We start from the raw sequence: 14,392 nt of genomic DNA, 5'->3' as shown, positions 1-14,392 counted from the left end.
AAGGCGGGAACTTTCGACCCCACGGGAACGTCCTCGTTCCTCGGACGTCCCCTCCGGGCCTGCCGAACCCCGCCGGCGCCTCACACCCCGCGGAACAGGACGGCACTTGAAAAACAGACCCTAGGCGCTCTGCACCTCGTGCAGGCGCTTGGCGATCGCGCTCTTGCGGTTCGCGGCCTGGTTCTTGTGGATGACGCCCTTGCTCACGGCCTTGTCCAGGGCGCGGGAGGCGGCGCGCTGCGCCACGGCGGCCTGCTCGACGTTCCCGGTCTCGGCAGCCTCGCGGAACTTGCGGACGGCCGTCTTCAGCGAGGAGCGCACCGCCTGGTTGCGGACACGGGCCTTCTCGTTCTGCCGAATGCGCTTCTTCTGCGACTTGATGTTCGCCATGCGAAAACGTGCTCCAGTTGTTCTGTGCTTGTGCGCCGTTCGGTCCGCGGGCTCTGCTCACGGGCAGCCGTTCCGTGAGCGGCCGGCACGGGCGCCGACGCCGGGTGTGTGTTCCACAGGGCTCGAAAGAACGTGGAAGTCCGAGACACGGACTTCCAGTATGCCGTATGGAGCCCAGTGCTCAGCCCAGCCACCCGGCGGTGTAGAGCCGCAGGTCCGCCGGATCGGACAGGCTCACCCCGAGGCGCATCCCCTCGGGCGCCTCCGCGTCGGTCACGCCGATCCGCACCGCCGCCAGCACCGTCTCCGCCTGCTCCCCGGAGGGCACCCCGAAACGGACCGTCACCTCCTCGCGGGTGCGCAGCGCCGACACCGCCTCGGTCACCTGCCGTACCGTGAACCCCCCGTCCAGGACGTCCGCGGGCATCCCCGGGTCCGTCCCGGGCAGCACCACCTCGTCGGCCGGCCCGGCCACCCGCGCCAGGTACCCCTTGGACCAGTACTTCTCCTCGCGGTTCACCACGAACGAGGGGATGCGCCCGCCCGGGGCCGGCTCCACGTGGTGCGCCTGCACCGACAGCACCGGGTCCCCGCCCAGCTCCTCGCGCACCATCTCCATGAGCGTCGGCAGCGACGGGTCGTTGACGGTCACCGGCCGGATCTCCAGGTGCACCCCCGCGTACCCCTGCGCGGCCTCCGCCGCGGCCGGGGCCAGCCGCTCGCGCGCCTGCCGGTCGAACCGGTCGCTCAGCAGCGACGACCCCTCGGTGACGTGCCGCAGCCAGGCCAGCGCCCGCACGTCCGGATACCCCTCCACGAGGGGCCGCAGGTCCTCGGCGGCGGTGACGCCGCCGTCCGCGCCGATCTCCCCGGCGAGCAGGTACACGGTGTCCACCGCGCCGGTGTCCAGCAGCGCCCGCAGGTCCCCGGCGTCGTCGGCGGAGTCCACCCACACCGCGTCGGCCCCCTGGGAGACCGCCCACGGGGCCGGAGTCCCCGAGTACTGGGCCGCCAGGAGCGCACCCACTCCCGCCAGGACGACCGCGACCGCCGCCACGCCCGCCAGCAGCCGTGTCAGAAACCACTTCACCGCCGCAACTCCCGCCGTTCGTGCGCTCCGAGCGGCTCGGAGGTCGCATAATCTGGACATCGGAACAGACCCGCGTGCGCGACCCTACCGTCGCACCGTCCGCCGCCCGCCCCAGGGGAGGGCGCGCCCCTGCCATGGGATGATGGACGACGGCCCGCGGGCCGCACACCCCGAACCCTTGTCGAACGGAGCACGGTGGCACAGCCGAACTGGACCGATCCCGCGCTGATCCGCAACTTCTGCATCATCGCGCACATCGACCATGGCAAGTCGACGCTGGCCGACCGGATGCTCCAGATCACCGGCGTCGTCGAGGACCGTCAGATGCGGGCCCAGTACCTGGACCGCATGGACATCGAGCGCGAGCGCGGCATCACCATCAAGTCGCAGGCCGTGCGCATCCCCTTCACGGCGCTGGACGACCGGACTTACACCCTGGACCTCATCGACACGCCCGGGCACGTCGACTTCACCTACGAGGTGTCCCGCTCGCTGGCCGCCTGCGAGGGCGCCGTCCTGCTGGTGGACGCGGCCCAGGGCATCGAGGCCCAGACCCTGGCCAACCTGTACATGGCGCTGGAGAACGATCTGACGATCATCCCGGTGCTCAACAAGATCGACCTCCCGGCCGCCCAGCCGGAGAAGTACGCCGAGGAGCTGGCCGGGATCATCGGCTGCGAGCCCTCCGACGTGCTCAGGGTCAGCGCCAAGACCGGCGAGGGCGTCGAGGAGCTGCTCAACGAGATCGTCCGGCAGATCCCGCCGCCGGTCGGCGAGGCCGAAGCCCCGGCCCGCGCGATGATCTTCGACTCGGTCTACGACACCTACCGCGGCGTGGTCACCTACGTCCGGGTCGTGGACGGCCGCCTCAGCCCGCGCGAGCGCATCCAGATGATGTCCACCCGGGCCTCCCACGAGATCCTGGAGATCGGCGTCAGCTCGCCCGAGCCCACCAAGTGCGACGGCCTGGGCGTGGGCGAGGTCGGCTACATCATCACGGGCGTGAAGGACGTGCGCCAGTCCAAGGTCGGTGACACCATCACCGCCCTGAACCGGCCCGCCACCGACATGCTGTCGGGCTACCAGGACCCCAAGCCCATGGTGTTCTCGGGCCTGTACCCGATCGAGGGCACCGACTACCCGGTGCTGCGCGACGCCCTGGAGAAGCTCCAGCTCAACGACGCCGCCCTGGTGTTCGAGCCGGAGACCTCCGCGGCTCTGGGCTTCGGCTTCCGCTGCGGCTTCCTGGGCCTGCTGCACCTGGAGATCACCCGCGCCCGGCTGGAGCGCGAGTTCAACCTCGACCTCATCTCCACCGCGCCCAACGTGGTCTACCGGGTGGAGATGGAGGACGGCACCGAGCACGTGGTGACCAACCCGAGCGAGTTCCCGGCGGGCAAGATCGCCGCGATCTACGAGCCGATGGTCAAGGCCACGGTGCTCAGCCCCTCGGACTACATCGGCCAGATCATGGAGCTGTGCCAGGAGCGGCGCGGCGACATGCAGGGCATGGACTACCTGTCCGAGGACCGCGTCGAGATGCGCTACACCCTGCCGATGGCGGAGATCGTCTTCGACTTCTTCGACCACCTCAAGTCCCGCACCAAGGGCTACGCCTCCCTGGACTACGAGCCCACCGGCGAGCAGCAGGCCGACCTGGTCAAGGTCGACATCCTGCTCCAGGGCGAGGCCGTGGACGCCTTCTCGGCGATCGTCCACAAGGACAAGGCGTACACCTACGGCGTGGAGATGACCAAGAAGCTGCGCGAGCTGATCCCGCGGCAGCAGTTCGAGGTGCCGATCCAGGCCGCCGTCGGCGCCCGGGTGATCGCCCGCGAGAACATCCGCGCCATCCGCAAGGACGTGCTCGCCAAGTGCTACGGCGGTGACATCAGCCGTAAGCGCAAGCTGCTGGAGAAGCAGAAGGAGGGCAAGAAGCGCATGAAGATGGTGGGCCGGGTCGAGGTGCCCCAGGAGGCCTTCATCTCCGCGCTGTCCACGGACACCGGCGGCGAGGACAAGAAGAAGAAGTAGTCCCGCCGCCGCACGCGCCGCCAGGGGCGCCCCCGCCGGGGGGCGTCCCTTCGGCGTCACCCCGGAGCGGACCGCGGCCCCCGGGCCGCCCACCGGGGGCCGGGAGAGCGGAGCCGAACGCGGGGGCGCCCCTCGCGCCTTCCGGTCCCAGGGGCAGCGGCAGGCCCCCGGCGGCCGCCGGCAACGGGGCCGGACGAGGAACAGGGCCGGGGAGGCCGGGCAGGCCCCCGAGCCCGCTGCGGGCGGGCCGGGCTGGGGAGCGGCGGCAACCGGCCCTGGACCGGTTCGGACGGCCGGGAACGCGCCGAGGGGCGCCTCCCCCGGGGAGGCGCCCCTTCGCCGTGCCCGACGGCCTCAGCCCTTGACCGCTCCCGCGGTCAGGCCCTCGGTGATGTACCTCTGGAGGAACCAGAACACGACCAGCGTCGGCAGGGACAGCATGAGGGCCCCCACCGAGAACATCCCGAAGTTGGCGTTGCGCTGCGACTCCACCAGCTGGTACAGGCCCAGCCCCAGGGTCTTGGCGCCGGTGTCGCGCAGGAACACGCTCGCCATCAGGAACTCGTTGATGGTGGAGATGAACACCAGCAGCCCCACGATCGCCAGCACCGGGGTGACCAGCGGCAGCATGATCCGGAAGAACACCTGCGCGTGCGTGGCCCCGTCCATCTGGGCGGACTCGTCCAGCTCCTTGGGCACCGTGTCGAAGAAGCCCTTCATCAGCCACGTGTTGATGCTCAGCGCCCCGCCCAGGTACACCAGCAGCAGCCCCCACCGGGTGTCGAAGCCGACCTCGGGCCGGTACTCGCCGACGGTGCTGAACATCAGGTAGATCGCGACGATCGCCAGGAACTGCGGGAACATCTGGATGATCAGCAGGCCGATCATCCCCACCCGGCGGCCCCTGAACCGCATCCGGCTGAACGCGTACGCCGCCAGCGCCGACAGCAGGACCGTCGCCGCGGCGTTGGCCACCGCGAAGAACAGCGAGTTGGCGTACCAGGTGGTGAACGGGGTGTTCCGGAACAGCTCCACGGCGTTGTCGAGCCCGGCCCCGGTGGGCCACAGCCGGGCGCTGCTGAGCGTGCCGACGGGGTTGACCGCCGCCGACACCACGAACAGCACCGGGAACAGGGCGAACACCGCGACCACGGCCATCACGGCGTGCCGCCAGCCCAGCCGCACCGCCCACCGCGCGACCGCGGTGCCGGTGCCGCGCCGGTGCCCCTGCGTCGTCGCGGTCATCGGTCCACCTCCTGCAGGGCCTTGCTGCGGCTGAGGCTGATCACCGACATCACCGAGACGATCACGAAGATCATCACGGACAGCGCCGCCGCGTACCCGTACTCGGCCGTGGCCTGGCTGAACGCCATCCGGTACGTGTAGGTGATGAGCAGGTCGGTGGCGCCCGCGGACGGGTCGTCCGGCGGGAACGGCCCGCCCTTGGTGATCAGCCACACAGCGTTGAAGTTGTTGAAGTTGAACGCGAACGTCGCGATCAGGATCGGGGTCATCGCGACCATGAGCATCGGCAGGGTCACGTGCCGGAACGCCTGCCAGGCCCCGGCCCCGTCGATCCGCGCCGCCTGGGTCAGCTCCCGGGGGATGGCCTGGAGGGCGCCGGTGGCGACCAGGAACATGTACGGGTACCCGAGCCACACGTTGGCGAGGATCACCGCGAACCGGGCGGTCCAGGCGTCGCCCAGCCAGTCGACGTTCGTGCCCAGCAGCTGGTTGAACAGGCCGAAGTCGGTGTTGAACATGTCCCGCCACAGCAGGTACATGGCCAGCGAGCTCATCGCGTACGGCAGCACCACCAGGATCCGGTACGCCTTCCTGCCCCGCAGCCGCGGTACGTGCAGGGTGAGGGCGATGGCCAGGCCCACGACGAACACCAGGGCGGTGACGGAGACGGCGAAGGCGAAGTTCCACACCAGGATGGAGAAGAACGAGGAGGCGAAGGTCGGGTTGAACAGGAACCGGGCGAAGTTGTCGAAGCCGACGTTCACCTGCCAGCCCTGCGGCAGCCGTTTCCCGTCCTCGCTGTAGAACGCGCCGCGCTCGTCGTCCGCGGTGTAGACGATGCCCGTCTCCGTGTCGGTGACGCAGTCGCAGCCGGCGTCGTAGACGCGGGTGGCCCGGCCCTCGTAGGCGGTGGACAGGCTGTTGGCCCGGATGCCGGTGCCGTCGCCCACGGGGACGGCGAACTCCTCCAGCTCCCGGCTGCGCGCGTTGACCTGGGCGGGGGTGAGGACGGTGTAGCCGAAGGCCTCGGTGACCCTGCCGGAGGCGGGGTCGACGGTGGCGTCGTCCAGGGGCCGCAGCCCCTCGATGTCCCCGGCGTGGGCGGAGCCCCCGGGGTCGGTGAGGAGGAAGACCAGCTCACCGGTGTCGGGGTCGCCGGTGGTCGCGACGGTGAGGCCGAACTCGCGGCCCTGCTCGGCGCGGGTCACCGAGTACGCCTCGATGGCGGCGACGGCCTGCTCCTTGTCGCCGCGGTGGCCGTCGCTGAAGTTCGTGACCGAGGTGCTCATGGTGTACAGCACCGGCAGGATCTGGAACGCCACCAGGAACAGGACACCGGGGAGCAGGTACTTGAGGGGCACCGTCCGCCTGGACAGGTACACCCAGTAGACGAGGACGAGCACGGCCGCGACGACGGCGATGCCCCACCAGTTGCCGCCGACGTACAGCGGCAGGGCCGCCCACACGCCCAGGGCGGTGAACAGGCCGAGCAGGACGATCTTGGCCGCCTGGCCCCACAGGGAGCCGGAGCCGGAGAAGCGGCCGCCGGGCAGTGACGTGCGGGCGGGCGCCCCCGGAGCGGGAGCGCCCGCGCTGCTGCGGGAGGACACCCCTATCCGCCGATCTTCTCGGCGATCGTGTCGTGGGTGCTCTCCATGGTCTCGCGCACGTCGGCCCCACCGATGATCGCGGCCTCGGCCTTGCCGAGCGGCTCCCAGGTCTCGCCCATCTCGGGGATGGACGGCATGGGCATGCCCTCGGCGCCGGCCTCGGCGATGGCGGCGATGTTCGGGTCGTCGGCGGAGACCTCCTCCAGGGCCTCGAGCTGGACCGGCGTGCGCGGGTCGGACTCGTAGAGGCTGAGGATGAACCCCGGGTCGGTGACGTGGTTGGCCAGGAACTCCTGGGCCAGGGCGCTGTTGGCGCTGCCCTCGGTGACGAAGAAGGCCTGGTAGCCGATGTAGGGGCGGGCCGGGCCCTCGCCCTCGAAGCCCGGGATGGGGCTGATGGCGTACTCCAGGTCGGCGGCGTCGGCGTCGCCGATGTTCCACGGGCCCGCGATGAAGAACGGGGCCTCGCCGTCGAAGAAGAGGGCGGCGTCGTTCTGGGTGTCGATGGAGCGGCGCAGCACACCCTGGCCGGACTCGCCGTACTCGGCGATCTTCTCCATGGCGGCGATGGACTCGTCGCTGTTCAGGCCCAGGTCGGCCGGGTCCCAGGTGCCCTCGGCGTCCTGGCCGAAGAGGTAGCCCCCGGCGGAGGTGAACAGGGCGTTCATCCGGTAGGGGTCGCCCTCCTGGCCGACGGCCATGGACAGCACCTCGCTGGTCTCGCCGTCCTCCTTCAGGGCGGTACCGACCTCGACGAGCTCCTCGAAGGTCTCCGGGGCGTCCGGGGCCAGCGCGGTGTTGCGCATGAGGAAGATGTTCTCCTGCGAGTACGGCACGCCGAAGAGCTGGCCGTCGAAGCTCAGCGCCTGCAGGGAGGTCTCGTCGAGGGTCTCGGCGCGGTCCGCGGGGAGTTCGACGGGCTGCACGGCGCCGTTGCGGACCAGGTTGCCGGTCCAGTCGTGGGCGCCGATGAAGATGTCGGGGGCGTTGCCCGCCTGGTGGGCGTTGAGCAGGTCGCCCTGGATGTCGCCGAAGGCGAGCTGCTGCACGTCGACCTTGACGCCGTTGGTGTCGGCGAAGTTCTGCGCCGCGGCCTCGATGGCGGCGGCCCGCTCGGGGTCGGACCAGATGACGAGGGTGGTCTCGGCGGACTCCTGGGCGTCCTCGCCGCCGCCTCCGCAGGCGGTCGCCATCAGGGCGGTCGCGGCGAGGGCCGCGAACGCCGGTGCGCTGCGCAATCTCATGGGGTCTTCCTTCCGGGAGGACGGGCTGAGGAGGTCGTGCGTGCGGTCCGCCGGAGGACCCGGAGTCTGCCGCCGCCTGCGTGGTGATGTGACGTTAGCAATAACTTGCAAGCTTTGAAAGACTTTGCAGGCGCTTCGGATAAAGATGTGGAAACACCATGGAAACGGCGGTGTGATTCGATCCCGTGCGTCGTCGCCGCGTCACTCTGGGCTGATCTTATCTGTGACTATGCACCATTTGGTCACACCATTGCCGCCCTACCTGCAAGAACCCGGCGCAACCCCGCCGGCCTCACCGCAAGCACCCGGCACTCCGGCGGACCCGCCCGGGTACGGCGGCGGCCGGGCGCCGCGGGGGCACCCGGCCGCCGGGGTCCCGGAGCACCGCCGGGACCCCCGTTTCCGAGAACGGTCAGACGCGCAGCCAGACCGCGGTCTCTCCGGGCAGGGACAGCACGCCCTCCGCCTGGGCCGCGTACGGGCCGCTGGACAGCAGCACCTCGCCGCCGGTGGGCACCTCGACCGGCTCCGCGCCCAGGTTGACGGCCACCCGCACACCCGGCTCGCGCTCGAAGAACAGCACGCCCTCGGGGGCGTCCAGCCAGGACATCGACCCGTCGCCGAGCGCGTCCAGCTTCCGGCGCAGCTCCAGGGCCCGGGTGTACAGCTCCAGCGTGGAGCCCTCCACCCCGAGCTGGGTGTCGCGCGCCAGCTCCCCCCAGCCCTCGGGCATCGGCAGCCAGGGGGTGGAACCCGCCGGGCCAAACCCGAACGGCGCCTCGCCCGCCTCCCACGGCAGCGGCACCCGACAGCCGTCGCGGCCCCGCTCGGTGCGGCCGGACCGCTCCCAGGTCGGGTCCTGCAGCGCGTCCTCCGGCAGGTCGGTGACCTCCGGCAGGCCCAGCTCCTCGCCCTGGTACAGGTACACCGAACCGGGCAGCGCCAGCATCAGCAGCGTGGCGGCCCGGGCCCGGCGCAGCCCCTGCTCCCCGCCGCCGAACCGTGTGACGTGGCGGGTCACGTCGTGGTTGGACAGCACCCACGTGGTGGTCGCCCCCACGGCGCCGTTGGCCGCCAGGGAGCCGTCGATCACCTCGCGCAGCCGGGCCGCGTCCCAGGGGGCGGTCAGGTACTCGAAGTTGAACGCCTGGTGCAGCTCGTCCGGGCGCAGGTAGCGGGCGACCCGCGCGGCGTCCTCCACCCAGGCCTCGGCGACCATCGTGCGCTCTCCCGGGTAGGAGGCGGCGATCGCCGACCAGCGCCGGTAGATGTCGTGCACGCCGTCCTGGTCGAAGTACGGCAGAGAGGTGCTGCCGTCGAGCAGGTCCGCCTTGGCGTCCTCGGCGATGTCGGGCAGGGCCGGGTCCTTGACCATGCCGTGCGCGACGTCGATGCGGAACCCGTCCACGCCCCGGTCCAGCCAGAAGCGCAGCACGTCGTCGAACTCGTCGTGCACCTCCTGGCTCGTCCAGTCCAGGTCGGGCTGCTCGGGGTCGAACAGGTGCAGGTACCACTGCTCCGGGGTGCCGTCCGGGCGCTTGAGCCGGGTCCAGGCGGCGCCGCCGAAGATCGACTTCCAGTTGTTGGGCGGCTGCTCGCCGTCGGGGCCCCTGCCGTCCCGGAAGATGTAGCGGGAGCGCGCGGGGTCGCCGGGCTCGGCGGCCACGGCCTCGCGGAACCACCGGTGCGCGGAGGACGTGTGGTTGGGGACCACGTCGATGATCACGCGGATGCCCAGGCCGTGCGCGGCCTCCAGCAGCGCGTCGAAGTCCGCCAGCGTGCCGAAGCGGGGGTCGACGTCGCGGTAGTCGGCCACGTCGTAGCCGCCGTCGGCCAGCGGGGACACGTAGAAGGGCGTCAGCCAGATCGCGTCCACGCCGAGCGCGGCCAGGTGGGGCAGGCGCCCGCGGATGCCGGCGAGGTCGCCCTCGCCGTCCCCGTTGGCGTCGGCGAAGCTGCGGACGTAGATCTGGTAGATGGCCGCGTCGCGCCACCAGTGCGACTCATGGGTCATCGTGGGGGTCCTTCCCGGTCGGTGGCTGCAAGTTCTTGCGCAAGGTTACCGCCAACTTTCAACCATGTGACGGCCATCTCGACTAGAGTTGCCCCATGGGTCCACGACTTGCCGACATCGCGCGGCACGCAGGTGTCAGCGAGGCGACGGTCTCGCGGGTGCTCAACGACAAACCGGGCGTTGGCAGCGAAACCCGTAAGGCCGTCCTGACCGCGCTGGACGTCCTCGGCTACGAACGCCCCGCCCGGCTGCGCCAGCGCTCCGCCGGCCTCGTGGGCATGGTCATCCCGGAACTGGACAACCCCGTCTTCCCCATGTTCGCCCAGGCGGCCGAGGGGGCGCTCGCCCAGCGCGGCTACACCCCCGTCCTGTGCACGCAGACCCCCGGCGGCATAACGGAGGACGAGTACGTCGAACTGCTCCTGGAACGCAACGTCTCGGGCATCCTCTTCGTCTCGGGCAAGCACGCCGACACCACCGCCTCCCACGAGCGCTACCGCTCCCTCGTCTCCCGGCGCCTGCCCATCGTCCTGGTCAACGGGTTCGCCCAGGAGATCCCGGCGGCGTTCATCTCCTGCGACGACCGGGAGGCCGGACGCCTGGCCGTGGACCACCTGGTCGCCCTGGGCCACACCCGCATCGGGTTCACCAGCGGCCCCGAGCGCTACGTCCCCGTGCGCCGCAAGCTCGAGGGCTACCACGCGGCCCTGCGCGGCCACGGACTGGACGGGGACGACCTGGTGGAGCTGTCGCTGTTCGGCGTCGAGGGCGGCCACGCCGCCGCCACCCGGCTCATCGACCGCGGCGTCACCGCCATGGTCTGCGGCTCCGACATGATGGCACTGGGCGCCATCCGCGCCGCCCGCCAGCGCGGTCTGAGCGTGCCCCGCGACTTCTCCGTGGTGGGCTACGACGACTCCCAGCTCATCGCGTTCACCGACCCGCCGCTGACCACGGTGCGCCAGCCGGTCCACGCCATGGCGCTGGCCGCCGCCCGGGCGCTGTGCGACGAGATCGCCGGACACCCCGTCTCCCACACCGAGTTCGTGTTCGGCCCCGAGCTGGTCGTGCGCGGCTCCACCGGCATCGCCCCCGCCAACGGGGCGGGCACCCACCGAGCCCCCGGCGGCGCCGCCGTCCAGGGCTCCGCGCTCTAGGAACCCGTGCCCGGGGCCGCGGTCCACCGCGGGCGCCCCGGGAACACGGGAGACCCCTTCCGGCGCGGAGCGGGAGGGGCCTGTCCAGGGGAGCGGTCAGCGCAGCGCCGGGAACCGGCGGACCAGGGCGGTGGAGCCCCACCACCGGCCCGGCCCCAGGGTGTCGGCCGACCGTACCAGCGCCGGCCCCACCAGGACCGGGGCCATGACGATGTGGTCGTCCATGAACGGGTTGTCGGCGGGCGGCAGCACCGCCGCCCACATGAGCACCGGCAGCAGGGCCGCGCCGAGCCCGGCCAGGCCGGCCATGAACAGCGCGTCCGCCCAGGCCGCGCCCGCGAAGGAGCCGAAGACCCCTGCCAGCGGGCCGCTGACGGCGTTGCCGAGGAACCCGGCCGTGGGGCTGCCCCCGGCGATCCAGGCCCCCTCCGCCGGGGTGGCGAACCCCAGGCCGAAGAGCTTGTCCGCGAAGGCCCACAGGAAGATCCAGCCGATGGCGAGCCGGATCAGCGCGAACACGTACCGGGCGGCGGGGGACCGGTGAGGGGGGTGTCGTTGTCGGGGGTGGTCCGGTGGAGCGTCGCGTCGGACATCCCGTGTCCTTTCGGCGGGGGCCTGTGCGGCTTCTTTCACCCACCGGACGACCCCCTGCGCCCCGCCGGGCCGAGGGTCCGTCGGACCGGCCCGGCCGCCGCCGGTCCCGTCGGTTCGGGACGTTCGGCGCGTGCCCCGGTCACAGCCCCGGCAAGCCCGCGGACCTCCGTCCCCGTGAGCGGGATCTCCAAGCCCGCCGGGGCGGACCGGGCACACCGGCGGGTCGGTGACACTGGGTACATGCCTTCCGTTGCCCTCGACGGCGAACCCGTACCGCGCACCGGCGAACTGCCGGAGGCCTCCCTCGCCGAACTCGGCGAGCGGCCGCTCGGGTTCTACGTCCACGTGCCCTTCTGCGTCACCCGCTGCGGCTACTGCGACTTCAACACCTACACCGCCGAGGAGCTGGTCTCCCGGGACGGAACGGCCGTCGCCTCCCGCGACACCTACGCCGACCAGGCCATCGCCGAGATCGCCCTGGCCGACCGCGTCCTGGCGGGCCCCCGGCCCCCGGTGAGCACCGTGTTCGTCGGCGGCGGCACCCCCACCCTGCTGCCCGCGGAGGACCTGGGGCGCATCCTGGCCGCCATCGCCGACCGGTTCGGCCTCGAACCCGGCGCGGAGGTCACCACCGAGGCCAACCCCGAGACCGTCACCCCCGAGTACCTCGCCCGCCTGCGCGAGGCCGGGTTCACCCGGGTGTCGTTCGGGATGCAGAGCGCCCGCGCGCACGTCCTGCGCGTCCTGGAGCGCGGGCACACCCCCGGCCGCCCCGAACAGTGCGTCGCCTGGGCCCGCGAGGCGGGGTTCGAGCACGTCAACCTCGACCTCATCTACGGCACCCCCGGTGAGAGCGACGACGACTGGCGGGCCTCCCTGGAGGCCGCCGTCGCCGCCGGCCCCGACCACGTGTCCGCCTACTCCCTCATCGTGGAGGAGGGCACCCGCCTGGCCGCCCGGGTGCGGCGCGGCGAGCTCGCCGAACCCGACGACGACACCATGGCCGACCGCTACCTCATGGCCGACACCGTCCTCGCCGGGGCCGGGTTCACCCCCTACGAGGTCTCCAACTGGGCCCGCACCCCCCAGGGGCGCAGCAGGCACAACATGCTCTACTGGACCGGCGCCCACTGGTGGGGCGTCGGCCCCGGCGCGCACGGCCACGTCGGCGGCACCCGCTGGTGGAACGTCAAACACCCGGCCGCCTACGCCGCCCGCCTGGCCGTGGGCGACAGCCCCGCCCAGGCCAGGGAGGTGCTCACCGCCGGGGAACGCCGCTTCGAACGGGTGCTGCTGGAACTGCGGGTCGAGCAGGGCTGCCCCCTGGAACTGCTCGAGCCCCCGGGCCGGGAGGCCGCCGCCCGCGCGGTCGCCGAAGGGCTGCTGGACGCGGACGCGCACCGCGCGGGCCGCGCCGTGCTCACCCGCCGCGGGCGGCTGCTGGCCGACGCAGTGGTCCGCGACCTCACCTGAGGAGCACACCCGCACCGACACGCGACGAGGGGCCCGGTCCGAAGACCGGGCCCCTCGCGCGTTCGCTCCGGGACCTACTTGATCCAGGACACGTTGAAGGGGTAGCGGTACCACTCGCCCTTGTTGGCCGCGACACCGCCCAGGATGCCGAAGACGATGGCGGCGACCCAGCACAGGAACCAGGTGAGCATCCCGATGAAGACGAACATCAGGACGCTGGACACCACGTATCCGATGAGGATCAGCAGCTGGAAGTTGAGCGCCTGCCCCGCCTGGTCGCGGACGAACGGCGACTCGTCGCGCTTGATCAGGTAGATGACCAGCGGGACGAGGAAGCCGAGCAGGCCACCGCCCAGGTGGGCGAAGAGCGCCATCTGCCGCTCGTCCTGGCTGGGCGGGGCACCCGTGGCCGAGCCCGCCTGCTGGGCGCCGTAGCCGCCCTGGTGGTAACCGGCCGCCTGGTACCCGCCGGTCTGGTCCTGGTAGCCGCCCGGAGGCGGGTAGCCGCCGGGGGCGCCGGGCGGGGGGTACCCGCCGGGCTGCTGGCCCCCGGGGGGCGGGTAGCCGCCGGACGGGTCCTGGTGGCCCGCTCCGGGGTAGCCGCCGGACGGGTCCTGGTGGCCCGCTCCGGGGTAGCCCCCGGAGGGGTACTGCTGGCCGGGGGCGGGGTACCCGCCGGACTGGCCCTGTCCGCCCTGCTGCGGGTTCTGGCCGTAGGGATCGTCCGGCGGGGGCGTGTTGGGATAGGACATGTCGGATTCCTTAGGGAAAGGTGCGTTCGTGCGTGCGGTGGTTCATTTCAGCAGACGGATGCTGACCGGGTAGCGGTACCACGCCCCCTTGTTCGCTCCGTTGGCTCCTAGGACGCCGAACACGATCGAAACGATCCAGATCAGGGCGATCAGGAGGGAACCGATCCAGGACAGGCTCGGGAAGAAGATACCCAGGCCGATGAAGACCACCCCGGCGAAGACGTACGGGATCAGCAGGGTGATCTGGAAGTTCGCCGCCTCGGAGGCGTGGTGGCGCACGTAGGGCGAGCTGTTCCGCTTGGCGAGGTAGATGGCCAGCGGGGGGACCCAGCCCAGGCAGGCGATGATGAAGCCGGACAGGTGGGCGAGCATCGCCACCAGGACGTCGTTGTCGCCGCCGCCGGCCGGGGCGCCGGGGGCCGGCGGCGTCTGCGGGGCGCCGTACTGCGGCTGAGGCTGCCCGTAGGGCGCGGGGGCGAAGCCGGGCTGGGGCTGGCCGTACTGCGGCTGCGCCTGACCGGGGCCCGGTTGTGCGCCGGGCGGCTGCCCGTACCCGGGCTGGGCCTGGCCGTACCCGGGCTGGCCGCCCGTCTGCTGCCGGTGTTCCTGCTGCGCCTGCCCGCCGTACTGCCCGTACCCCGGTTGACCGCCGGAGGGCTGCCCGTATCCCGGCTGTGCACCGTAGGCCTGCTGCTCGTACCCCGGCTGGCCGCCGGAGGGCTGGCCGTATCCGGGCTGGCCGCCGGAGGGCGGTTGTGCCTGTCCGTAGGCCTGCTGTTCGTATCCCGG

The 14,392-nt window shown here is 71.9% G+C and carries 12 protein-coding genes; 3 read left to right on the top strand and 9 right to left on the bottom strand.

Annotation, left to right across the window (positions count from 1 at the left end):
* Positions 1–120: 120 nt before the first annotated feature.
* Complete coding sequence (rpsT, locus tag ACSUPR_RS08600; protein ID WP_436890614.1) at positions 121–390, bottom strand: 30S ribosomal protein S20; 270 nt, start codon at positions 388–390, stop codon at positions 121–123.
* A 181-nt stretch (positions 391–571) separates the two neighbouring features.
* On the bottom strand, positions 572–1,480 hold the full coding sequence (locus ACSUPR_RS08595; protein ID WP_436890613.1) for a hypothetical protein: 909 nt from the start codon (positions 1,478–1,480) through the stop codon (positions 572–574).
* A 195-nt stretch (positions 1,481–1,675) separates the two neighbouring features.
* Here ACSUPR_RS08595 and lepA point away from each other — a divergent pair, with 195 nt between their 5' ends.
* Positions 1,676–3,514: a translation elongation factor 4 gene (lepA, locus tag ACSUPR_RS08590; RefSeq protein ID WP_436890612.1), complete on the top strand. Its 1,839-nt coding sequence runs from the start codon at positions 1,676–1,678 to the stop codon at positions 3,512–3,514.
* Positions 3,515–3,868: 354 nt separating this feature from the next.
* On the opposite strand, the gene ACSUPR_RS08585 is transcribed toward lepA, so the two are convergent.
* The 4 genes from ACSUPR_RS08585 to ACSUPR_RS08570 form a co-directional block, all read right to left on the bottom strand.
* Positions 3,869–4,759, bottom strand: a complete 891-nt coding sequence (locus ACSUPR_RS08585) for a sugar ABC transporter permease (protein ID WP_436890611.1) — start codon at positions 4,757–4,759, stop codon at positions 3,869–3,871.
* The gene (locus ACSUPR_RS08580; RefSeq protein WP_436891928.1) at positions 4,756–6,375 is read right to left on the bottom strand and encodes an ABC transporter permease subunit; all 1,620 of its coding nucleotides are present in this window, start codon (positions 6,373–6,375) and stop codon (positions 4,756–4,758) included. The genes ACSUPR_RS08585 and ACSUPR_RS08580 overlap by 4 nt, the downstream gene beginning before the upstream one ends.
* Positions 6,372–7,613, bottom strand: a complete 1,242-nt coding sequence (locus ACSUPR_RS08575; RefSeq protein WP_436890610.1) for a sugar ABC transporter substrate-binding protein — start codon at positions 7,611–7,613, stop codon at positions 6,372–6,374. The genes ACSUPR_RS08580 and ACSUPR_RS08575 overlap by 4 nt, the downstream gene beginning before the upstream one ends.
* A 412-nt stretch (positions 7,614–8,025) precedes the next feature.
* Positions 8,026–9,627, bottom strand: coding sequence for a glycoside hydrolase family 13 protein (locus ACSUPR_RS08570; protein WP_436890609.1), 1,602 nt, complete (start codon positions 9,625–9,627; stop codon positions 8,026–8,028).
* 95 nt (positions 9,628–9,722) lie between these two features.
* On the opposite strand from ACSUPR_RS08570, the gene ACSUPR_RS08565 reads away from it, so the two are divergent.
* Positions 9,723–10,784, top strand: coding sequence for a LacI family DNA-binding transcriptional regulator (locus ACSUPR_RS08565; RefSeq protein ID WP_436890608.1), 1,062 nt, complete (start codon positions 9,723–9,725; stop codon positions 10,782–10,784).
* A gap of 96 nt (positions 10,785–10,880) precedes the next feature.
* Here the strand turns inward: ACSUPR_RS08565 and ACSUPR_RS08560 are convergent, their stop codons facing one another.
* Positions 10,881–11,303, bottom strand: a complete 423-nt coding sequence (locus ACSUPR_RS08560) for a hypothetical protein (RefSeq protein WP_436890607.1) — start codon at positions 11,301–11,303, stop codon at positions 10,881–10,883.
* 315 nt (positions 11,304–11,618) lie between these two features.
* On the opposite strand from ACSUPR_RS08560, the gene hemW reads away from it, so the two are divergent.
* On the top strand, positions 11,619–12,851 hold the full coding sequence (hemW, locus tag ACSUPR_RS08555) for a radical SAM family heme chaperone HemW (RefSeq protein ID WP_436890606.1): 1,233 nt from the start codon (positions 11,619–11,621) through the stop codon (positions 12,849–12,851).
* Between the two features lie 74 nt (positions 12,852–12,925).
* On the opposite strand, the gene ACSUPR_RS08550 is transcribed toward hemW, so the two are convergent.
* Both ACSUPR_RS08550 and ACSUPR_RS08545 read right to left on the bottom strand, forming a co-directional pair.
* A complete protein-coding gene (locus ACSUPR_RS08550) occupies positions 12,926–13,603 on the bottom strand; it encodes a DUF4870 domain-containing protein (protein WP_436890605.1) in 678 nt (225 codons plus the stop codon).
* A 42-nt stretch (positions 13,604–13,645) separates the two neighbouring features.
* A complete protein-coding gene (locus ACSUPR_RS08545) occupies positions 13,646–13,975 on the bottom strand; it encodes a DUF4870 domain-containing protein (RefSeq protein WP_436891927.1) in 330 nt (109 codons plus the stop codon).
* Positions 13,976–14,392: the final 417 nt, after the last annotated feature.

The organism is Nocardiopsis dassonvillei, assembly GCF_964273065.1.
Classification (GTDB): domain Bacteria; phylum Actinomycetota; class Actinomycetes; order Streptosporangiales; family Streptosporangiaceae; genus Nocardiopsis; species Nocardiopsis dassonvillei_B.
This window is presented reverse-complemented; position numbering and strand designations above follow the sequence as displayed.

Excerpts from the sequence above, each read along its gene's own strand:
- ACSUPR_RS08570 (WP_436890609.1), bottom strand. The coding sequence starts at position 9,627 with ATGACCCATGAGTCGCACTGGTGGCGCGACGCGGCCATCTACCAGATC.
- ACSUPR_RS08575 (WP_436890610.1), bottom strand. The coding sequence starts at position 7,613 with ATGAGATTGCGCAGCGCACCGGCGTTCGCGGCCCTCGCCGCGACCGCC.
- hemW (WP_436890606.1), top strand. The coding sequence starts at position 11,619 with ATGCCTTCCGTTGCCCTCGACGGCGAACCCGTACCGCGCACCGGCGAA.
- ACSUPR_RS08585 (WP_436890611.1), bottom strand. The coding sequence starts at position 4,759 with ATGACCGCGACGACGCAGGGGCACCGGCGCGGCACCGGCACCGCGGTC.
- rpsT (WP_436890614.1), bottom strand. The coding sequence starts at position 390 with ATGGCGAACATCAAGTCGCAGAAGAAGCGCATTCGGCAGAACGAGAAG.
- ACSUPR_RS08550 (WP_436890605.1), bottom strand. The coding sequence starts at position 13,603 with ATGTCCTATCCCAACACGCCCCCGCCGGACGATCCCTACGGCCAGAAC.
- ACSUPR_RS08565 (WP_436890608.1), top strand. The coding sequence starts at position 9,723 with ATGGGTCCACGACTTGCCGACATCGCGCGGCACGCAGGTGTCAGCGAG.
- ACSUPR_RS08545 (WP_436891927.1), bottom strand. The coding sequence starts at position 13,975 with ATGCTCGCCCACCTGTCCGGCTTCATCATCGCCTGCCTGGGCTGGGTC.